We start from the raw sequence: 21,161 nt of genomic DNA, 5'->3' as shown, positions 1-21,161 counted from the left end.
CCTCGGGTCAGCGTCGCATCGGTCGACCTACACCAGACGCCAATAGACTTCTCCAGTGCCCCACCAAGCCGCCAGCGGAGTTCTGATCGCGGGCACGTCCTCCGACGCGGGCAAGTCTTTGGTGGTCACCGGGTTGTGCCGGGCGCTGGCGCGGCGCGGGATCAACGTCGCGCCGTTCAAGGCGCAGAACATGTCCAACAACTCGATGGTCTGCGCCGACGGGTCGGAGATAGGGCGCGCGCAGCATCTGCAGGCGCAGGCCGCCGGCGCCGAGCCGACCTCGGCGATGAACCCGGTGCTGTTGAAGCCAGGGTCGGATCGGCGCAGTTTCGTGGTGCTCCGCGGAAAGCCGTACGGGACGTTGGAAGCCGGCCAGTACGCCACCGGCCGGGCTGCACTGGCGGAGGCGGCGTTCGCCGCGTACCAGGAACTGGCCGCAGCGCACGACCTGGTCATCTGCGAAGGCGCCGGTTCCCCGGCGGAGATCAACCTGCGTACCGGCGACTACGTCAATCTCGGGCTCGCACGTCGATTCAAGCTACCGATGATCATCGTCGGTGACATCGACCGAGGTGGGGTGTTCGCCTCCCTGTACGGGACGTACGCCTTGCTGGACGACGCCGATCGAGCGACATTGCGCGGTTACGTGATCAACAAGTTCCGCGGTGATCAGTCGATTCTGCAGCCAGGATTAGAGATGCTCACAGAGCGGACCGGGCTGGTCGGTCTCGGAGTGCTGCCCTGGCTACCGAATGTCTGGCTGGATGCCGAGGACACTCTGGAGGTCGGCGCCTGGCGTTCGTCGCCCAGAGCGAGTGGTGATCGTGATCGGCTGCGGGTGGCCGTGGTCCGGCTGCCACGGGTCTCCAACATCACCGATGTCGAGGCTCTCGCTGCCGAGCCGGGGGTGGATGTCCTGGTGACCACCGACCCTCGGGTGGTGGCCGATGCTGACCTGGTGGTGCTGCCGGGGACGAGGACGACGGTGTCGGATCTGACCTGGCTGCGCGAAACCGAGATCGCAGAGGCGGTGATGGGGCGGGCCAGCCAAGGGCGACCCGTGCTGGGGATCTGTGGCGGCTACCAACTGTTGGCCCGCGAGATCGACGACAAATTGGAGTCAGGCGACGGTGCGACGTCGGGGCTGGGTCTGCTTCCCATCCACGTCACCTTCAGCGACGACAAAGTGCTCGGTCGACCCGTTGGCTCCTGGCGCGGTCACCCCGTGGCGGCGTACGAGATCCATCACGGGGTCGCCGAACCGATCGACGGGACCGATGCCGAGCAATTCCTGGATGGCTGGCGGTCAAGGCAGACCTGGGGCACGATGTGGCACGGCACGCTGGAGAACGACGACTTCCGTAGGGCATGGCTGACCGAGGTCGCCGCAGCGTCCGGTTCTGACTGGCGTCCGCGGCAGGATGCCCCGGCGTTCGCCGAGCGGCGCGAGACCATGATCACGACCATGGCCGACGCGGTCGAGGAGCATCTCGACCTCGACCGGTTGCTGAGCTGGACCACTGCCCGCCCCACCAAACCGAACTTTTGGCGCAAAACCCCCGCTGCAGGTGGATTTCGGACCAAAACTCCGCCGAAGGGCGGCACCGGAGCCCGGTCGGAGGACCAAGCAGGATCGGGAGGAGACGCATGATCACGGTGCTGGTCATCGGCATCGGCAGCAGCAGTCCGGGCCACCTGACCAGGGAGGCCGTGGCCGCGCTCAATCGGGTCGACGTCTTCCTGGTCGCCGACAAACGGGCCAGGACCGACGACCCGGTCGCCCGCGATCTGGCCGCGCTGCGCAGCGAGCTGTGCCAGGCAGTGATCAGTCACGATGACTACCGAGTGATCGAGGTGGTCGACCCGCCGCGAGATCGAGAGACCTCGGGCTATCGCGAGGCGGTGACCGACTGGCACGCCCGCCGCGCACGCATCTACCGCGAGGTGATCGATCGTGAGCTGCCCGACGGTGGCACTCTCGGCTTCCTGGTCTGGGGAGATCCGGCGTTCTACGACAGCACGCTGCGGATCGTCTCCCAGATCCGCGATGCCGGTGTCGACCTCACCATCGAGGTGTTTCCGGGGATCAGCAGCTTCCAGTTGCTGGCCGCCCGGCACCAGCTCATTCTGAACACGATCGGCGGTCCGATCCACGTGACCACTGGTCGTCGGCTGCTGGAGGAGTTCAGCCCGGAACTGGGGACTGTTGTCGTGATGCTCGACGGCCAGCTGACCTGTCGCGGATTGGTTGACGATCATCCCGACCTGAAGATCGCGTGGGGCGCCCAACTCGGACTGCCCGATGAAGCACTGGTCCGCGGCCGGCTGGCCGACGTCGTTGACGAGATCGCCGAGCTCCGGACCGCGATCCGGGCCCGTCGCGGCTGGGTGATGGACGTCTACGCCCTGCTCTGGTAGTGCCACACCCTGCGCGGCTAGATCATCCCGGCAGCTCGGCCCTGACCTCGACGGCCTCGGTGTGCACCGAGACGGTGGTCTCGGTCATCGCGTTCGCTCCCCGGATCAGCAGACGATAGGTCCCGGGCGCCGACACCATGATCGAGAACCGGCCTGTCGCATCGGTCAACGCCGCGATGTCGGGCACCGGCACCGGGGCCGCAGCCACCATGACCACGGCCCCAGGTACCGGCTGGCCCGACGGGTCGGCGACGACTCCTTGAATGATCATGGTGGCGCCACCGACCCTCTCGATCTCGTCCTTCTCGATCAGGACTTCCAGAGCTGGAAGTTGTCGAACACCGGCTTGGTGATCCGGGTGCCGCTGTTGCTGCTGGCCCCACCGTACGCGTGCACAGCGACCCCGTACCGGCTGCCGTCCTTGATCACGTAGACGGCGCTGCCGCTCTGTCCGCCGAAGGTGTCGATCGTGTAGTAGACCTTCCGCGGGCCGAGGGCTGCGATCGCACTCGACTGGTACCACTGGGTGCCGGCCGGCTTATCCCCGGGATATCCGGACAGGTTCACCGTCATCGGCTGCAGGGTGGCGTCGGAGTAGTTGGCGAAGCCGAACCAGCCGGTGGTGTTCCCGAGTGGGGTCGGCAGCACCATGGCCCCGTAGTCGTACTCCTCGTTCGGGCCGTTGACGGTCCAGCCGGTGACGCTGCGCAGATTGGCCCGCGGGACCGTGACCGACCCGTACGGCAGGGTGGCGCCATTGCGTCCCGGCATCACCCGGATGCTCTGCACCCAGCCATGCCGCGGGGTGCCCGGCGCGTGGATGAAGACGCAGTGGCCGGCGGTGACCACGGTCTTCGGGCCGATGAACCAGCCGGTGCCGATCCACTGCGACCCGTCGTTGGCAGTGATCAGCAACGAGCAGTGCACCCGCCACGGGTAGTCGGCGGTGTTGTTGATCTGGATCCGGGTGTCAGGTCCGAGCACCGACTCGGTGGTGATCGCCGCGCCGTACGTCGCCTCGCCGATGGGCCGCAAGGCTGACGTGTCCGGTGCGGTCTCGGCCACCACTGCCTCCGCGGAGACGGCAATGACGGGCTCCACCTCGCCTATGACCGCGACGCTCTCCCCTTCGCCGCTCGACGCCTCGGCGACAACCTCGACGTCCAACTGCTCGTCGGTGTCATCGACCTCCGGCTGGACCGGTGTGTGCGGGTTCTCGAGTGTGTTCTCACTCATGGTCAGGTCCTCCTGAGTTCCGGCGACCTCCCCGATGGAGCCGCCTTTGATGGACCTGGATGAGCCTTGAAGCGGCCAGGGAGATACATCTCAGTCCCTCGCGCCGAAGTGAGTGCGCACTCACTGGTGCGCCAGGGTGGCTTCAACGCAATCGAAGCCACCACAGCGCACCAGTCGATGAATCACACGAAACGATCTGTGAGAGCAGCCACCTCGTCGAACTTCCTCTTGATCTCCGGCAAGGTGGCCGTGCCGTCTCGATACGACTGCTTGGACATGTCAATCTCGCCGAAGCGCAATCTGCCGGAGTCGCTGTCGATGACGTCGGCTACCAGGAGTTCACCACTCTCACGATCGAAGCCGCATTCGATCTTGACGTCGATGTAGACCCCACCTTGTTGCTTCCAAGCGTTCTCGATGACCTCGAAAGTCGAAACGGTACGGCTCCGAAGTCTGGCGATGAGTTCCGGCGAAACATCGGCGTAGCGGCTCTCACCCAGCGGCTCTTCGCTGATGAAGTCACCAGCTCTGGCAACTGGGCCAATCGCCTCGGCCGCCTTGTCGTTGGGCACGTACCGTCGTAGGACGCTGGCGTCGAAATCGAACTCCAGCAGCGGGTCGTGGTTGGCATCGTCCTTCTCGAAGACCTCAAAGACCACCTCGTCGAGGAGTGCGCCATCAACCAGGTCAGGAAAGCGATCTTTGAAGCTGGCGGTGGCGTACCGACGCGCCACCAACTCCAGCGGAATCATCTCCACTTCGCGCGCCCGGAAGGTGACGTCGTCGACACCGTTCACGAAGTGCGTTGGGATGCCGTGGCGCTCGAGGAGTCGGAAGATGTTGCCTGTCGTACGCGTGGACGCGGCAGCCTTGCCATCGATCACATCGTGCTTGGCTCCGTCGCCGGCGGTGATGTCGTCCTTGCTGCGGACCAGCACCTCACCGTTGCCAACTTCCTCGACGATCTTGGTCTTGCCTTCTGCCACCACACGCGCCAACCGCGCCCATGCGGTCTGCTTGGTGACACCCAGAGCCCGACCGATCTCGGTCCACGAGCGCCCTTGCTCACGCGCCATTGCGACGAGGAGATCCATCTTCGACTCGATGTCACGAACGAATCCCGATCCGGCATGGATGAGTACCAACGGGTCGGCCACGCCGTCCAGCTCGGAGAGGTCGGATGGCAGCGAGAAGTGGATCGTCCACGGCTCGCTCTTGAACTCTGGCAGCGCGGCGCGTCCGAACAGGATGTCTGCGCCCTCCAGTTCCAGGACCCAGTCAGGGTGAACCGGCTTCGCCTTGGCGGACGGGGCGTCCTGCGCCATGCATCGATTCCTTGCTAAATCGTCAGAAGATACTGACGTCAGGATTAACTGACGTCAGTATCTTCTGACGCTTGGAGGGAAGTCAAGTGACCGACCGAGTCCCTACGCACCTCGGCAGTGAGCTCCAGTCTTGAGCCGAGTCGACAAATCGTGGTGCGTTGGCCAATCGATCCTGGTAGGAACACTCGGTGACCACACACTCCTCTGCACCTGCCGTGGACCAGCCTCGCGTGCTGTGGTTCTACGGCGCCGATGCCGTCGGCAAGTCCACGATCGGCTGGGAGGCGTACACGCTGCTCACGCAGCAGCCTGGCCAGGTTGCCTACGTCGACACCGACTATTTGAGCTTCTGCCATCCGGCACCGAACAATCCTGCCGAGGTCGTGGCCGACAACCTCCGCGCCATCTGGGCGGTCTACCACGCCCGGGGCGTCAACACCCTGGTCGTATCCGGCATCGTTGTCACTTCCGAGGATCGCGACCTGTTCACCGCCGCCATCCCTGCCGCCGAGTTCACCTTCTGCCGGCTGACCGCGGCTCCCGAAACCGTACGACAGCGCATCGTCGCCCGACGCGAGGCAGAGGCCGCGACCCGAGGCTCGGAACTGGACGCGCAGACACACGCCGAACTCACGGAGTACGGGCAACGCAGTGCGGAGTTCGCGGAGCTGCTCGAGAGATTCGCCCTGGAAGACTTCACGCTCGCGACCGACACGGTCACACCCCAGATCCTGTCTGCCGAGGCAGTGGATCGCTTCCTCACTGCCTAGCCGTGCGCCCCGATCCGCGAGCAAGCTCAAGGGCAAAGCAGGTCGGCAACCGTCAGCTGAGTTGTTCCAGCTTGTAGTGCAGCCGGACCACGCTTGCCGAATGGAGACGCAGGTCATGATCGGTACGCAGCACGCCCTCCTCATCGACGTGCACGTGAAGGTCTCCCGGAGCGGGACCGCCGCCGCGTAGGTCCGTCCGCGGTCGACGACGAGTACGTACGTGCCGTCGGCACCGAACCGGCCACCCGCCGACCGCGACCACAGCGACCTGTCGTCGGCTACGTCGGGACGCAGGAACACTTGGACGTTCCGCTCTGTAGGGGAAACGAGACATGCACGCTCGGCCGAGCCGCGCCCGGTAGCAGCGTGTGGGTGTAGCAGCCGCTGTAGACGTAGCCGCCCGTTGCACGCAGTTGGCGAAGCCAGCCTGCGGCCCGCTGGTGCCCGGCGGAATCGGTGATCACGGCGAGCCGGCTGGGCCCCGCTGGCGATCTTGTTCGCCTAGTGTGCTCCATCCTCGTGTATGGGCATGCTGGTGCTGTGGCAGACAACCTTCGCAGCATCTTCGACGAGGACGCTGACCTCTACGACCGCTCCCGGCCGGACTACCCGCCCGCACTGTTCGCCGACCTGGTCAACATCACCGGCATCGGCGCAGGCAGCACCGTCGTCGAGATCGGCCCTGGCACCGGGCAAGCCACCCGTGGCCTGCTGGCCACCGGTGCCGCGATCACCGCGGTCGAGATCGGCGCCAATATGGCCAGGCGCCTGCAGACCAACCTGCCTGACGTGAGGGTGGTCAATGCCGCCTTCGAGGACTGGACTCCCCCGGCCGCGGCCGACCTGGTCACCAGCTTCACGGCGTGGCACTGGGTCGACCGCAAGGTTCGCGCCCGACTGGTCCACCAGGTCCTGTGCGCCGGCGGTCATCTCGCCACCGTCACCACCTCCCACGTACGCGGTGGCAGTGTCGAGTTCTTCGACCGAGCTCAGGAGTCATACCTGCGCTGGGATCCGGCCACCGATCCCGACGAGAGACTGCTGCCGCCCGATGACATCCCGCCGACCACTGACGAGATCGACACCTCGGAGCTGTTCGGACCCGGGGTCCGGCGACGCTATGTGCGCGACATCGACTACACCGCGGACACCTATCTCGACGTGCTGCGCACCTACTCCAACCACCGCGCCTGGCCTGAAGACGTACGCAACGGGCTGCTCAGTGAGCTGCGCTCCCTGATCAACGACGACTACGGCGGCGTCATCACCAAGACCTACCTGCACGAACTGCGGATCGCGCCAGCACTGAGCGCGAGCGGCGGAGGCCGCCCGCCGGCGTGCTGAGGAGGAGAGAGGAGAGGCGCTCTTTCCTCTCCGAACGACGACGAAGTAGCCGGGTCTGAGGGCGGTCTCAGCGAGTGCGGGCAACACTGAGCGCGAGCGGCGGAGGCCGCCCGCCGGCGTGCTGAGGAGGAGAGAGGAGAGGCGCTCTTTCCTCTCCGAACGACGACGAAGTAGCCAGGTCTGAGGGCGGTCTCAGCGAGTGCGGGCAACACTGAGCGCGAGCGGCGGAGGCCGCCCGCCGGCGTGCTGAGGAGGAGAGAGGAGAGGCGCTCTTTCCTCTCCGAACGACGACGAAGTAGCCGGGTCTGAGGGCGGTCTCAGCGAGTGCGGGCAGCACCGATCACCCGAGCCTGCTGGAGCCGAGCATCCGATCGACCTCGATGATCAAAGCCACCCGCTTCGGGTTCACCCGCGGCTGCCGATAGCGCTGCGCGTATCGGGCGACGGCGTCGGCGATCACCTCGGGATCGCGGTCGACGCGGACCGGGCCGCTGACCGTCAGCCACCGGGCGCCGTCCACCTGACAGATGGCCGCCACAGCCCCAGGCCGACCAGCATTGCGGGCCTTGACCGAGTCGCCGCTGGTGATCACTCTGGCGATCCTGGTCGCCGGGTCGTAGGTGAATCCGACCGGCACCACGTGCGGTGTCCCATCGGCCCGCAGCGTCGTCAACGTCGCCAGATGTCGCTCGGTCAGGAAGTCGAGCACATCGTCAGGCATCGCATCGAGATCCACGGTCATGGGCGTAGCCTCTCGGGAGTGCAGGAGTGTTTCCGAACGACCCCGCAGCTTTGCACCGCGGCACAGCCGGTCGTTCGGAAACGCGACGAACGAGCGAGACTCGCGGAGCTCCATGACCGCGGAGCGCGCAGCGCGACAGAGATCACGCTCACCCCCGGTCCTCGAGATCGCCCTCGACATCGAGATAGACCTGCTGCAGCGCGGACATCGTCTCCGGATCCGGCTCGGCCCACAGACCTCGCTCCGCTGCCTCCGACAGCTTCTCGATGATCCCGGTCAGCGCCCACGGATTGGCCTGCCGCAAGAAGTCTTGGTTCTGCTTGTCCAGCACATACGAGCTGGCCAACTGCTCATACATCCAGTCGTGCACCACCCCGGCGGTGGCATCGAAGCCGAACAGATAGTCCACCGTCGCAGCCAGCTCGAACGCGCCCTTGTAGCCATGTCGCTGCATCGCCGCGATCCAGCGCGGATTGACCACCCGCGCCCGGAAGACCCGCGCGGTCTCCTCGCTCAGCGTCCGGGTGCGGACCGCATCGGGGGTGGTGGAGTCGCCCACGTACGCCTTCGGCTCGGCGCCGGTCAGTGCCCGGACGGTGGCGATCATGCCGCCGTGGTACTGGAAGTAATCGTCGGAGTCGGCGATGTCGTGCTCGCGGGTGTCGATGTTCTTGGCCGCGACGGAGATCCGCCGGTAGTTGGTCTGCATGTCGTCCCGAGCCGGTACGCCGTCGAGGTCCCGCCCGTACGCGAAACCACCCCACGCCGTGTAGACCTCGGCGATGTCGCTGTCGTCACGCCAGTTGCCGGACTCGACCAGGGGCAGGATGCCGGCCCCGTACGAGCCGGGCTTGGAGCCGAACACTCGCGTGGTGGCGCGGCGCTGGTCACCGTGGCTGGCCAGGTCGGCCCGGGTATGTGCCCGGACATAGTTGTCCTCGTCGGACTCGTCCAGGTCGGCGACCAGTCGCACGGCGTCGTCCAGCATCGCGACGACGTGCGGAAAGGCGTCCCGGAAGAAGCCGGAGATCCGTACGGTGACATCGATCCGCGGCCGACCCAGCTCGGCCAGCGGCACCACCTCGAGATCGACCACCCGGCGCGACATCTCGTCCCAGACGGGAAGCACGCCGAGCAGCGCGAGCACCTCGGCGATGTCGTCGCCGGAGGTACGCATGGCCGACGTGCCCCAGACCGACAGACCGACCGACTGCGGATAGCCGCCGGTCTCGTCCAGATAGCGTTGCAGCAACGAGTCGGCCATCGCCTGGCCCGTCTGGTACGCCAACCGCGACGGGATCGCCTTCGGATCGACGGAATAGAAGTTGCGGCCGGTCGGCAACACATTGACCAGCCCGCGCAACGGCGAACCCGACGGCCCGGCCGGGATGTAGCCGCCGTCCAGAGCGTGCAGCACCGCGTCGATCTCCCCGCTGGTACGCCGCAGCCGCGGCACCACCTCCGTGCACGCGAAGGTCAGCGCCGCACTCACCCCCGCGTTGGGCTCGCCGAGCACCTCCTCGATCACGGTTTCGACGGCCGCGACCTGCCAGTCAGCGGCTGCCAGCCCCTCCACCAGGGACCGCGCCTGCGCCTCGACCTGGTCGACCCGCTCCGTGCCCGACTCCTCGTGATCAAGGCCGAGAGAGACGCGCAGACCCGGCACTCCGTTCACCTGGCCGCCGAACACCTGACCAGCCCGGAGGATGGCGAGCACCAGGTTGACCAGGTCGTCGCCCGCGGGCGCCTGTCCCAGGATGTGCAGACCGTCGCGGATCTGGACGTCCTTGATCTCGCACAGCCAGCCGTCGACGTGCATGACGAACTCGTCGAAGTCGTCGTCCTCCGGCCTGTCCTCCAGACCGAGGTCGAGGTGTAGCTGTGCGGACTGGATGAGGGTCCAGATCTCCCCTTGCAGCGCGGGCGCCTTGGCCGGATCCATCACCGAGACATTGCCGTACTCGTCGAGCAGTTGCTCCAGTCGAGAGATGTCGCCGTACGACTCCGCCCGCGCCATCGGCGGCACCAGGTGGTCGACGATGGTCGCGTGGGCGCGCCGCTTGGCCTGCGTACCCTCACCCGGATCGTTGACCAGGAAGGGATAGATCAGCGGCAACGAGCCGACCGCAGCATCGGTGCCGCAGGCGGCCGACATGCCGAGGGTCTTGCCCGGCAACCATTCCAGGTTGCCGTGCTTGCCGACGTGCACCATCGCGTGCGCGCCGAACTCGCGCTCGATCCAGCGGTAGGTGGCCAGATAGTGGTGGCTCGGCGCCAGATCGGGGTCGTGGTAGATCGCGATCGGGTTCTCCCCGAAGCCGCGCGGCGGCTGGACCACGATCACGATGTTGCCGGCCCGGATCGCGGCGGCGACGATCTCTCCGTCGTTGTTGCGCGAGGTGTCCACAAACAGTTCGCCCGGCGCCGGACCCCAGGCCTCGGTGACCTCCTGAACCAGTTCCTCGGGGAGGTCGGCCAGCCAGCGACGATAGGTCGCGGCCGGGATCCGGATCGGCTGCCCGGACAGCTGCTCGGCGGTCAGCCACTCCGGGTCCTGGCCGCCGGCTTCGATCAACGCATGGATCAGCGCGTTGCCCGCCGTGGTGTCGGGGTGCTCACCCTCGACCTCGGGCAGCTCACCGGTGCCGGGAATCTCACCGGGCGAACCGAGGTCATAGCCCTGGGCACGCATCGCCCGGAGCAGCCGGATCAGCGAGACCGGGGTGTCCAGACCTACGGCGTTGCCGATCCGGGAGTGCTTGGTCGGGTACGCCGACAGCACGATCGCGATCTTGCGTTCGGCAGGCGGGATATGCCGCAACCGAGCATGGTTGACCGCGATCTCGGCCACCCGGCGGCAGCGCTCGGCATCGGGGACATAGTGCGGCAGCCCGTCGGCATCCAGCTCCTTGAAGGAGAAGGGCACCGTGATGATCCGGCCGTCGAACTCCGGCACCGCGACCTGGGTGGCGACATCCAGCGGGGACATGCCGTCGTCCGAGCCGGCCCACCACGTGCGATCGGAGGTCAGGCAGAGTCCTTGCAGCATGGGGATGTCGAGGGCAGCCAGGGCGCGGACGTCCCAGCCCTCGTCTTCCTCACCGGCCGAAGCGGTCGCCGGTCGGGTGCCGCCGGCGGCCAGCACGGTGGTGATCAGCGCGTCCAGGGTGCCGAGGTGAGTGATCAGCGCATTCGGTGCGTCGCGGAGTGAGCTGGCAAAGATCGGCACACCCTGACCGCCGACGGCGTCGATCGCGTCGGCGAGCGCGGTCACGTACGCGGTGTTCCCGGCCGCGTGCTGGGCGCGATAGAAGAGGACACCGATCCGCGGACGGATCGCGCCATCGGGCCGCGGCTCGGGAGTTTCGCGGGGCAACTCGCCCCAGGCTGCCTGCTCTGCCGGCGGCTCGAAGCCGACTCCGGTGAGCAGGACGGTGTCGGACAAGAAAGCATGCAGTTGCGTGAGATTGAGCGGGCCACCCTGGGCCAGATACACGTGGGCTTGCGCCGCGACCCCGATCGGCACCGTGGACAGCTCCATCAATGCGGCGTCCGGGGTCTGTTCGCCGCCGAGCACGACCACCGGTCTGCCGAGCGCCCGGATCTGTGCGAAGTCTCCGCCCAGCGACTGCGGTGAACCGAGAAACCGATAGACGACCAGGTCAGCACCCTCCGCCAGCGCCCGTGAGTCCTCTGCCGCGGTCTTGGCCGGGTTGGCGTACCCGTAGTCAGCGCCGCTGGCGCGCGCCGACAGCAGGTCGGAATCGGAGGTGGAGAGCAAGGCGATCCGGGTCACCGGCGGCATTCTAGGCGGCCGGCTCGAACCGAGCTGACCGTGAACACGACCGAGCGATTGCGCGCTGCGATGAGTACGCTCGGTGCTGGCCAGATATCGATGATCCCGGGGGACTCCGCTCATGACCGTGTTCGAGAGGCTCCGCCCATGACCGCGCCAGGCAGCATGATCGCTGACCGCTACCGGGTGGTGCGTCAACTCGGTGTCGGCGGGATGGGCGTTGTGTGGGAGGCCCACGACGAGCGGCTGAACCGCTCGATCGCTATCAAGCAGTTGCGGACCCAGCACGGCGTGACCGAGGCGGAGACCGAGGTGATCACCCAGCGGGCGATCCGCGAGGCCCGGATCAGCGCTCGCTTGCAGCACCCGTACGCGGTGTCGGTGTTCGATGTCGTCGAGCACGAGGGCAAGCCGTGCATCGTGATGGAACTGGTGCCCTCGATACCGTTGAGTGAGGCGATGCGCGAGCTCGGCTCGCTCGCCCCTCAGGAGGCCGCCCGAGTGGGCGCCCAGGTCGCCTCCGCCTTGGCCGCCGCCCATGCGCTGGGCATCGTGCACCGCGACATCAAGCCCGGCAACATCCTGATCGGCGACGATGGCACCGCACGTATCTGCGACTTCGGCATCTCCCGGGCGTACGGGGATACCACCCTCACCATGACCGGGATGATCACCGGCACGCCGGCCTATCTGGCGCCGGAATCGGCCCGCGGCGAGGAGTCGACCTACGCCTCCGACGTCTTCTCCCTCGGCGCGACGCTGTACGCAGCAGTTGAGGGTGAGCCGCCGTTCGGAAACGACGGCAACGCGATCGCCGTGCTCTACCGGGTGGCCGCCGGCGAGTTGCGGCCACCGGAACAGGCGGGGCCCCTGGCTCCGCTGCTGCTGGCAATGCTGAGCACTGACCCCGCCGGCCGGCCGTCGATGGCCGATGCCGCGGCACAGCTGTCCGCCCTGGCCGACGGTCGCGGCCAGCCGATGCCGCCGATCCCTCCAGTGGGCGCATCGCCGACCCGGGTGATGCCTGCACCACCGCCGGCCGAGCCGACCGTGCCGACAGCAGCCACCGTCGCGCTGCCGCCAGGCCGCTCGACCCCCGATGACCCCTCGTCACCAGCGACGTCGCTGCCGACATCGACGCCGCCGTCATCGACACCTGTCTCTGACCCCGAGCCCACCACGCCGCGTCGCCGCTGGGGTCTGATCGCGATCATCGCGCTGGTCGTGGTGGCCGGGATCATCGCAGCCGCGACACTGCTGCCCAAGTTGGGCCAACCCAGTGCTGAACCCTCTTCGGACGCCCCCGCGACGAGCGTCAGCAGTGCGGCCTCGACCGAGCCGTCGACCACGGCACCTACCCAGAGCGCTGTCAGCACGCCGGCCCAAACCCCGAGTCCGACAGCCACCCCGACGACCTCGGAGATACCCGCGGCCGAGCTGACGAAGGCGGTCACCGACTACTACGCCCTGCTGCCGGACGACACCGACGCTGCCTGGGAGCGGCTCACGCCGGCCTACCAGAGCAAGACCGGTGGCAAGAAGAGCTATGAGGACTTCTGGAAGACCATCGACTCGGTGACGGTGACCTCGGCAAAGGCCACCGGACCCAACAGCGTCGAGGCAGCCATCAGCTACGTCGAGAAGAGCGGCAACAAGAAGTCGAGCGAACGGCGTTCATTCACGCTGGTGGACTCCGATGGGACGCTCAAGATCGACCAGTCCGCCGTGATCGGATAGCCGCCGTCCTCCACCACCGGCCAGGCCCGGTGATATATCAGCCCCGACTTCCATCTTTGCCGCGATCTACCCGCGTAGCAGACGCGGTCGGAGCACGAATCAATCAGCTTGGGCCCGGCACCCATTTCGACGATGAGCGGACGATGAGCGGCTGTTGAGCCGATCGTGAGGCCAACGTGGACCGTTAGGGCAACGGGTAGTTCCCGTGTGTACCAACCAAGGGGGTTCCACCGATGTCCACCGCCGTCGCTACCTATGTACATGCTCGTGATCCGATCTCTCAGGCCGGCGTCGTCGCTCAACTGCGGCAACGGCCGGAGATCACGATCGTCGGCAGCGCGCCCCAGTCCGCGGTAGCGATCCTGATCACCGATTGTGTCGACGAGATCGCTACCCGAGAGCTGCGGGCGATGCACAAGGACGGTCACCCCCGGCTGATGCTGGTGGCGACCACCATCGACGACAACGCTCTCGTCGCCGCGGCAGAGGCCGGCGTCGCGGGACTGCTGCGGCGCAGCGACGCCAGTGCCGACACGATGGTGCGGACCATCATCAAGGTCGCCTCCGGCGATGGTGAGATCCCGCCAGATCTGCTCGGTCGTCTGCTGGAGCAGGTGGGCCGTCTCCAGCGCCAGGTGCTGGCGCCACGCGGGCTCACGTTCACGGGTCTGACGCCGCGGGAGACCGAGGTGCTACGCCTGGTCGCCGACGGCCTCGACACCAGCGAGATCGCCTCTCGGATGTGCTACAGCGAACGCACGGTGAAGAACGTCCTGCACGATCTGACGAGTCGACTGCAACTGAAGAACCGCACCCACGCGGTCGCGTACGCGGTCCGCGAGGGTCTGATCTAGCGCGGTTTGGGACCCACCGCCGCGAACCTGTGGTCCATCGGGCCAGTTGAAAGGTGCCTAGATGTAGCTTCGCCGGCGCGAGACTACATCCACGCACCTTTCAATTCGTGGCCCCCACAGACTCCTGTCTCGACGGCTGACCTCCCAGACGTCTCGTCCAGCCGAGTCCTCCGTCGACGCGGCTCAGGGGTCCAGGGACTCGTACTGTTCTTGGCCCGAGGGAGCGAGGGGATCGGGTACGCCGCCAACCTCACCGGTGGGCAGCGAACCAGCGCCCAGCCCTTGCCCGAGCGGGTCGGCCCCGAGATTCGCGCCGAGCGAGTTGGCACCGACCGTGTCCGCACCGATCCCACCCGAACCGATCCCACCCGAACCATAAAGCGGGTTCACCGCGATGCCCGGGGCACCGGCCGCCATGCCTGGACCAAGGGGATCGCTGCCCAGACTCAGCTCGGCGGAATCGGTGAGGCCGTCCAGATCGCTGTCGGCGAGCAGCGGATCGGTCTTCGAGGTGAAGACCTCGTACGAGTCCGACAAACCGTCCCCATCGGTATCGGCCTTGGTGGCATCGGTTCCAGCCAAGCGTTCGAAGGCGTCGCTCAGTCCGTCATGATCGGTGTCGACATTGGGATTGAGTGCCTGCGCGCCGTTGCCGAGCAACTGCCCACCGTCGATGTCGAACTGGTCTCCGCCCGCCTGGGGAGTTGGCTGCGACGGCACGACGGGTGTGGTCGCCGGCTGGTCCAGCGGACCCCTCGCCTGCTGATACTCCTCCCAGGTCCGGATCGTCTCCGGTCGCGGTTGGTCGTCCTCACGGTTGCCTTTCAGACCGTCGCGACCTGCGTAGTAGCTCTTGACCTGGCCTGCGGCGATGCTCGGCAGACCCTTGGTGCCGATCGCGATGCCATGCCAGTGTTCCCCCCACGGACCCTGGCTCGGCAGCCGCCGCCAACTCGCGAAACCGACCTCGCGCAGCGCCATGCCGATGATGTCCTTCTGCTCGCTGCTGTAGCCGGAGGTCATCATGTCGAAGGCGCCGGGGCCGTCATGGGTGCCGGCCGAGGCAGCAACCCCGTGACAGAAGCACCCTTGCGAAAGCTTGAACTTGCCGATCGAAGGGTCCTTCAGATTCGCCACCCGCTGAGCCTCGGTCAGCATCGAAGCGGTCCGTCGGTCCACGGTCTCGCCGCCGAACTTCACCTTGTCGAGGTCACTGCCTCCAGCAGATTGGGTTGGCACAGCCGGCGGATCCGCCGCCACCGAGGCGCTGCTGACCGGGTCAGTGCCGGCCGGGTCAGTGGCGGCCGGGGCGACTGCGGTGGGGACAACGGGCGTCGATCCGGCAGCAGACCCAGCAGCAGGTAGCCCCGCACCCGGCACCCCACCAACCGGCGGCGTCAAGCCATTCGCCGCCGAGGCCGGCGACGGCACCCCCGGCATGTACGCGCTGGCCGGTGCGATTCCGGTGTCGAGCTGATAGATGTTCAGCCGGCGGGCATTGCCTCGGGCCTCCTTCACGCCCATCAGGTCGCCGAACATGCCCTCCGGCTCCTTGTGCCCCGTGCCGGTGCTGGTGATGTCTTGCGTACCCGTCTGTTGGCCCGTGGTGAAGGAGAAGGAGTCGACCCAACCCCGGCGATTCGTCTTCCCGGACAGCACATAGAGACTGTCACCCACGATGGAGAAACCTTGGCGCGGGCCCTTCGGAGTCACCACCTCCTGGCCGATCTGCTCATGGGTCGCGAGGTCGTACGCGCGATAGCGGTTGCCCTTCCGGATCACCGCGAATCGCTGGGTCGGGTCGATACTGATCTGTCCACGCCAACCGGTGGGTTGCCGGTCCTCGGCGCTGGTCGACGCCCCACCCTGGTACGGGAACGTGACGACCTCGCCGTCATAGGTGGCATACACCGTGTTGCCGACCATGGCGAACGAGGTGGCATGAGCGGCGCCGAACACCTTCATCTGGTCGATCTCGTTGCCGTTGCTGTCGAGCCGGTGGAAGATCTGATACTTGTCGTTCGGGCCCGCCTCGACCAGGAACCACTGGTTGCCGGACTTGACCGCACCCTGCCAGTTGCCGTGGCCGGCGGCATCCAGGGAGGCCACCAGTCGCGGCGCGCCGCCGGTGGCGGTGACCCGACCGCCCTTGAGGTCCGGCACTTGTGTGGTCGGCGGTGGCTGCGGGGCAGGCACGGCCGGACCGGGATCGACCGGTGGCGGCGCGGCCTGAGCGGGCGGCGCCTGGCTCTGAGCCTGCACCTGAGTCAGGTGGCGTTGATAGCCGGCGCCGATCGTCCAGCGCGGCACCTCCGGCCCGTCATCCCCGAGCCGCAGCGGATCGCTCTGCTGACCAATCTCGAACCCGTCAGTCGTCCCGTCCTGATCGGTGTCGACCGAAAGCGGGTCGGTGCCGGAGACGTACGCCTCGAATCCGTCGGCCAGCCCATCCCCGTCGGTGTCAGCCTTGGTGAGGTCGCTGCCGATCAGCCGCTCGAACACGTCGGACAGGCCGTCGCCGTCCGAGTCGCCCGGGCGCGGCTGGTTGCCGATGGGCGCACCCGCCGGGGTCCAGGGCGAAGGCGCCTTGCCGATGCCGGCCCCTTGGTCGATCTCGTACGACCCCACGGGGCCGCCGCTGCTCGCTGTCGCCGGTTCAGTCATCGGCCTGACCTTCTGATCCGATGGACGCGATCAGTGCGAGCACGGACCGGGGCACTGCCGCGCGCACGCCGAGACCTCTCGCGCGCGCTGTCGTAGATCTCGCGAACCGTCAATACGGGCATCGTGCCCTCCGATGTCACTCATCCCGCGCCGACACCGTCACACATTCGACGCCGGTCGGATAATCGTACGACCGCGCCGGGGGCCACCACACTCGAGTCAGGCCAACAATTACCAAGATTTGCGCAATTCAAACCCCGGCAGTGCTATTCAGCGGTCGAACTGTGTGCGGCAACCATGCCTTCCAGGGTACGAACCGCGGCCCTTGCCGCCATCTTGACCTGACGTCCGGACAGCGGGTGCTCGGCCAGTCGCTGCCAGCTGGCCAGCGACGACAGCGCTGCACCTCGGATCTCCGGCGCCGTGGCGCTCTCGGCCAGCCCAAGGCGGATGGCGGGAGCGTGACCGCTGCCGCCCAGTAGCCGATCGAGCTCGACTGCTCGCTCGGGTCGGACCTCGATCTGGCCGCTCCGTAGTGCGCTGAGCAACCGGACCTCCTCGAACTCGTGGGTGCTCGCCGACAGATGCTCGACCGTGGCCAGCAAGGCATCCCCGTCCGTACAACCGCCGTTGCGCAGCACGTCGGTCAGCACCGCGAGCGACGAGCGAGCCTTGAGGATGCGGCTACGCTGCTCGAACTGCCTGGTCAGCACCGCGCGGAGCCGGGTCAGGCCACTGCGGTCGACCAGTTCGGACGAGAGCTCGATGGCCGAGGTGACGAAGCCCGCCCGAATCAGCTCCACCGACAACCGGATCCCGTACAGACCCATCCGGTCCATCAGGTGCTCACGCTCGATCTCGGTGAGCGGCACACCGGTGGAGCGGTGCAGGAAGCGGTCCGCGGTCAGCAACAACTGCTCCACCTCGCCGCGATCCCCTCGGGCCAGGGTGGCCAGCATCGCGTACTCGATCTCACGCAACGTGGTCGCGGCAAAGGCCAGCAGACCGTTCACCGGCACGATCACCGGACACAGCCGGCGCAGCCGAGGATCGGCCTCGTAGCGGCGGGCGATCCGATCCGCGACCTCCATGGCATCCAGCCGGCACGACCCGATCTCGTCGGCTCGGGACAACACACCGACCGAGTTCATCGGCGTGCCATGAGCCAGCTCGTCGTCGTGGAACGACTCCAGGAACCGGACGTCGCTGGCATGCGTGTGCCGCATCAGATAGAGCACCGCGTCGGCGACCGGCGGCCGCCCGTCTTCCGCGGCCAGCACCCGCTGCGTACGAGCTGAGATGTCGGCCGAGATCGAAGCGATCCCGGGGGTGTCCAAGATGGTCAGCGTACGGAGCTTGCTGGTCGGCCAGCTGACCTCGATCCGGTCCACAGCGCTGGCCGGCAACTGGCCCAGATCGACGTCCAGCGCTCCGGAGTCACGCGACCAGGGACGTGGCACGGCGCCGCCGCTCAACGGATAGACCGTCACCTGCGGCGAGTTCCCTTCGCGATACCAGGTGACGATCTTCGTGCACTCGCCCGCATCGGTCGGCGCCAGCTCCTCGCCGAGGATGGCGTTGAACAAGGTTGATTTGCCCGCCTTCACCTTGCCTGCGATGGCCAGCCGGAGCGGCCCTTCGAGCCGTTCACGGGCGTCGGTCAGCCGGGCTCGGGCATCGGCGGTGCGGGCACTCGACACCGCCCGATCGAGCAGCTCGGCGAGGCTGTCCACCAGTGCATCAGCCACGGCTGCCCACCGGCTCCCGTGCGCCGGCGACATCGCGTGCCGCGGCCCGGACCGAGCCCAGTCGGCCCTCGCGATCGGTCAGCTCCCGTTCCCGGGCCGCCAGCTGGGTCTCGTCCAGACCGCGGAGCCGGCGCGCGGCCTCTATCGCCTCGTACGCCGACCGCTCGAGCTGGGCCGCGCGACCCTGAAAGTCGTCTCGGAGGTGCCGCTGCGCGGTGCGTAGGACGTCGCGTGTCTCCTTGTTCAGCGTGAACGCCACCTCATCGATGAACCGCCGCGCCGCCGCCTTGGCCTGCTGCTGCCGATAGGTGCGCTGCCGCTTCTGCTCGTCGCCGATGATCTTCTTGCCGATACCGCCGCCGAGGACGAGCGACACGCCAGCCATCGCCAGGTGGATCACCAGGCCGCCGCCCATCAGGTTCGCGGCGAGGGTGCCGAGCATCATCGGCAGATAGAAGCTGCTACGAGCGGCCACCATCAGCGGCGCCAGCTTGCCGCCCGGCATCGCCAACGAGGACGCCGGGGCGAGAGTGACCGAATCGACATGGGCATGGCCGGCCAGCGGAAGGACCAGTTTGGCGCCCTCCGGCAGCTCGAAATGGAAGGCGACGTCCTGCGCAAGCTGCTCAACGCGTTCGGTCAGCAGATCCCTGTTGGCCACGGTGACGATCGCGATCTGGCGGCGCAGCCACACCTCGGTGTCGGACCAGGTGTCCTTCGGGTCACCGGAGTCGATCACCTCTTCGACGTCGTGGATGACGGTACGCAGCCGAGCCTGCAGATCGTGCTCCACGTCGGCCACCAGGTCCTGGATGCCGTCGGACAATGTCTGCTGCCAGGTCGCGGTCGGGTGGATCAAGCGTTTGGCCTGCTCCTGGACCCGATCCAGTTCCTGCACGACCTGTTCGCTGGACTGCGGCGAGGCGATGACGGCCCGCTCGGCTTGCGATTGCTGCTCCAGCTGGCTGGCAACGAAGTCGACCTCGGCGGCCGCGGTCTTCGCGGCTTGCTCACGGGTCTTGGCCACCACGTCGCGGGCCAGGAAGGTGACCAGCTCACCGAAACCGGACTCCGCGTTGAGCTCGGGGTCACGGGCCGCCCGTAGCCGCAGAAACGATGACACCGCGAACAGCGGCAGATCAAGGCCGGCCTTCTCGAGGTGCTGGCGGTCGAGTTCCATGATCCGGCGCCAGTGCGGATAGAGGTCGGTCTTGGTCACCACCACGGCCGTGGTCGGGCAGCGTTCGACCGCCGTCTTGAGGAACGACAGCTCCGGACCGGTGAGCTCTTGAGCAGCATCGGTGACGAACACGACCCCTTTGGCATGGCGGAGTGCGCCGAGGGTGAGGAAGCCATGCGCCGAGTCCAGCCCGCCGACACCAGGGGTGTCCACCACCGCCAGCCCGCTGCGCAGCATGCGGTGCGGCAGCCCGACCTCGACCACTCGCTCCCGCTCCGGGTCCGACGGATCCGCCTCTTCGGTGACCAGCAGGTCGATCTCGCCGACCGGGCGCTCGCGCTCCTCGATCCGGCTGCCGTCCTCGGATCGGACATAGGTGGTGACCTTGGGCTTGTCCGCGTACCTGACGACGGTCGGCACGGCGGTGACCACATCGGCGTCGACCGGGCAGACCGCGCGCTGCAGCAAGGCGTTGATCATGGTCGACTTGCCGACCTTGAACTGGCCGCAGAAGACCACCTGGATCTGCTCGGCAGCGAGCCGCTTCTTGGTCTCGTCCAGGTGCTGATCGAGGTCGCTACGGCCCTGGCTGGCCGCGATCTCCCGACCTGTGTCGATCGCCGCGATGATCTCCTGCACACTCGAGTTCGGATTGCCGGCTCGTGGTTTCGCGGGCTTGGTCGTTTGCTCGGGAGTCGGCGCGATGGGCGCCGGCTTGGCTGCCAAGCGCGGCGTTGGTGCCGGGATCCGCGGCGGCGCCGGCTCGGGCGCGGGTACCGGTGGAGTCGGCTCGGGCGCCGGCTGGGGATGGGGTGCCGGCTGGGGTTCCGGCTCGGGTTCAGGAAGTGGCGGGGCCGGCTCGGGCTCTGGTTCCGGTGGAACCGGCTCCGGCGCCGGTGGCTCTGGTTCCGGTGGAACTGGCTCGGGCTCGGGTGTCGGCTCGGGCTCGGGCTCCGGTTCGGGTGTCGGCACCGGATTGAGTGCGGCGACCAGATCCGACGAGGTCCGCCGACGGCGAGGGCGCGATTCGCTGACCGGCTCCTCCCACTGCAGGAAGTGATTGCATGCGCTGCAGAACACCGAGTCGGGCTCGTTCTCAGTGCCGCAGTTGGCGCAGGTGATCACGTCCCCATCCTGATGGTCGAACGTCTGGTCGGCCAAACAACTCGTTCGGCCGGCGATCTTGTGCTGGCAGGCTACCGCGTCGGAGTACCAACCCTGATCTGCCCGCGGACCGGACTTCCGGACCGGCTGCTCTCACGAGCGTCCGTGGCCCGCGGGCGCAACACGTACGCATTCCCCGCACGGCCAGCGCTCGTCCGTGGCCCGGCGGCGCAACACGTACGC

The 21,161-nt window shown here is 67.4% G+C and carries 14 protein-coding genes; 6 read left to right on the top strand and 8 right to left on the bottom strand.

The genetic code is table 11. The annotated features are described in order from the left end of the window. Positions 1-55 precede the first annotated feature (55 nt). Both MLP_RS01870 and cobF read left to right on the top strand, forming a co-directional pair. On the top strand, positions 56-1,651 hold the full coding sequence (locus MLP_RS01870; RefSeq protein ID WP_013861296.1) for a cobyric acid synthase: 1,596 nt from the start codon (positions 56-58) through the stop codon (positions 1,649-1,651). After that, positions 1,648-2,418, top strand: a complete 771-nt coding sequence (cobF, locus tag MLP_RS01865) for a precorrin-6A synthase (deacetylating) (protein WP_013861295.1) — start codon at positions 1,648-1,650, stop codon at positions 2,416-2,418. The genes MLP_RS01870 and cobF overlap by 4 nt, the downstream gene beginning before the upstream one ends. A gap of 22 nt (positions 2,419-2,440) precedes the next feature. On the opposite strand, the gene MLP_RS01860 is transcribed toward cobF, so the two are convergent. The 3 genes from MLP_RS01860 to MLP_RS25930 all read right to left on the bottom strand — a co-directional run bounded on the left by MLP_RS01860 (position 2,441) and on the right by MLP_RS25930 (position 4,979). Beyond that, positions 2,441-2,689 (bottom strand): carboxypeptidase regulatory-like domain-containing protein, encoded by a 249-nt coding sequence (locus tag MLP_RS01860; protein WP_013861294.1) that lies wholly within the window; start codon positions 2,687-2,689, stop codon positions 2,441-2,443. A 38-nt stretch (positions 2,690-2,727) separates the two neighbouring features. After that, positions 2,728-3,654 (bottom strand): trypsin-like serine protease, encoded by a 927-nt coding sequence (locus MLP_RS01855; RefSeq protein ID WP_013861293.1) that lies wholly within the window; start codon positions 3,652-3,654, stop codon positions 2,728-2,730. A 182-nt stretch (positions 3,655-3,836) separates the two neighbouring features. Next, the gene (locus MLP_RS25930; RefSeq protein WP_049804424.1) at positions 3,837-4,979 is read right to left on the bottom strand and encodes a phosphoribosylaminoimidazolesuccinocarboxamide synthase; all 1,143 of its coding nucleotides are present in this window, start codon (positions 4,977-4,979) and stop codon (positions 3,837-3,839) included. 188 nt (positions 4,980-5,167) lie between these two features. Between MLP_RS25930 and MLP_RS01845 the strand changes: the two genes are divergently transcribed. Next, positions 5,168-5,749 carry a nucleoside/nucleotide kinase family protein gene (locus MLP_RS01845; protein ID WP_013861291.1) on the top strand — a complete coding sequence of 194 codons (582 nt, stop codon included), beginning with the start codon at positions 5,168-5,170 and terminating at the stop codon, positions 5,747-5,749. Between the two features lie 540 nt (positions 5,750-6,289). Further along, positions 6,290-7,093, top strand: coding sequence for a class I SAM-dependent methyltransferase (locus tag MLP_RS01840; RefSeq protein ID WP_049804699.1), 804 nt, complete (start codon positions 6,290-6,292; stop codon positions 7,091-7,093). Positions 7,094-7,433: 340 nt separating this feature from the next. On the opposite strand, the gene MLP_RS01835 is transcribed toward MLP_RS01840, so the two are convergent. After that, on the bottom strand, positions 7,434-7,835 hold the full coding sequence (locus MLP_RS01835) for a pyridoxamine 5'-phosphate oxidase family protein (protein WP_013861288.1): 402 nt from the start codon (positions 7,833-7,835) through the stop codon (positions 7,434-7,436). Between the two features lie 148 nt (positions 7,836-7,983). Continuing rightward, positions 7,984-11,640, bottom strand: coding sequence for a cobaltochelatase subunit CobN (gene cobN / locus MLP_RS01830; protein WP_013861287.1), 3,657 nt, complete (start codon positions 11,638-11,640; stop codon positions 7,984-7,986). A gap of 138 nt (positions 11,641-11,778) precedes the next feature. Here cobN and MLP_RS01825 point away from each other — a divergent pair, with 138 nt between their 5' ends. Both MLP_RS01825 and MLP_RS01820 read left to right on the top strand, forming a co-directional pair. Then, positions 11,779-13,368 (top strand): serine/threonine-protein kinase, encoded by a 1,590-nt coding sequence (locus MLP_RS01825; RefSeq protein WP_041789610.1) that lies wholly within the window; start codon positions 11,779-11,781, stop codon positions 13,366-13,368. A 233-nt stretch (positions 13,369-13,601) separates the two neighbouring features. Continuing rightward, complete coding sequence (locus MLP_RS01820; protein ID WP_013861285.1) at positions 13,602-14,222, top strand: helix-turn-helix transcriptional regulator; 621 nt, start codon at positions 13,602-13,604, stop codon at positions 14,220-14,222. Between the two features lie 183 nt (positions 14,223-14,405). Here MLP_RS01820 and MLP_RS25925 read toward each other — a convergent pair whose 3' ends face one another. From MLP_RS25925 to MLP_RS01805, 3 genes are all read right to left on the bottom strand, one after another. Then, positions 14,406-16,886, bottom strand: coding sequence for a hypothetical protein (locus tag MLP_RS25925; protein ID WP_013861284.1), 2,481 nt, complete (start codon positions 16,884-16,886; stop codon positions 14,406-14,408). 266 nt (positions 16,887-17,152) lie between these two features. Then, a complete protein-coding gene (locus tag MLP_RS01810; protein WP_070100511.1) occupies positions 17,153-18,634 on the bottom strand; it encodes a dynamin family protein in 1,482 nt (493 codons plus the stop codon). Continuing rightward, entirely contained in the window at positions 18,627-20,939 is a 2,313-nt protein-coding gene (locus MLP_RS01805) for a dynamin family protein (protein ID WP_156820990.1), read from the bottom strand. Before MLP_RS01805 ends, MLP_RS01810 begins: the two co-directional genes overlap by 8 nt. Positions 20,940-21,161 lie beyond the last annotated feature (222 nt).

Origin of the sequence: Microlunatus phosphovorus NM-1 (genome assembly GCF_000270245.1) — a bacterium.
Classification (GTDB): Bacteria; Actinomycetota; Actinomycetes; order Propionibacteriales; family Propionibacteriaceae; genus Microlunatus; species Microlunatus phosphovorus.
The sequence above is the reverse complement of the archived record's forward strand: the minus strand, read 5'-3'. Positions and strand labels throughout refer to the sequence as shown.

What these genes read in the sequence shown, in the direction of transcription:
- MLP_RS01835 (WP_013861288.1), bottom strand. Translation starts at nt 7,835, where the DNA reads ATGACCGTGGATCTCGATGCGATGCCTGACGATGTGCTCGACTTCCTG.
- MLP_RS01860 (WP_013861294.1), bottom strand. Translation starts at nt 2,689, where the DNA reads ATGATCATTCAAGGAGTCGTCGCCGACCCGTCGGGCCAGCCGGTACCT.
- MLP_RS25925 (WP_013861284.1), bottom strand. Translation starts at nt 16,886, where the DNA reads ATGACTGAACCGGCGACAGCGAGCAGCGGCGGCCCCGTGGGGTCGTAC.
- cobN (WP_013861287.1), bottom strand. Translation starts at nt 11,640, where the DNA reads ATGCCGCCGGTGACCCGGATCGCCTTGCTCTCCACCTCCGATTCCGAC.
- MLP_RS01855 (WP_013861293.1), bottom strand. Translation starts at nt 3,654, where the DNA reads ATGAGTGAGAACACACTCGAGAACCCGCACACACCGGTCCAGCCGGAG.
- MLP_RS25930 (WP_049804424.1), bottom strand. Translation starts at nt 4,979, where the DNA reads ATGGCGCAGGACGCCCCGTCCGCCAAGGCGAAGCCGGTTCACCCTGAC.
- cobF (WP_013861295.1), top strand. Translation starts at nt 1,648, where the DNA reads ATGATCACGGTGCTGGTCATCGGCATCGGCAGCAGCAGTCCGGGCCAC.
- MLP_RS01820 (WP_013861285.1), top strand. Translation starts at nt 13,602, where the DNA reads ATGTCCACCGCCGTCGCTACCTATGTACATGCTCGTGATCCGATCTCT.
- MLP_RS01825 (WP_041789610.1), top strand. Translation starts at nt 11,779, where the DNA reads ATGACCGCGCCAGGCAGCATGATCGCTGACCGCTACCGGGTGGTGCGT.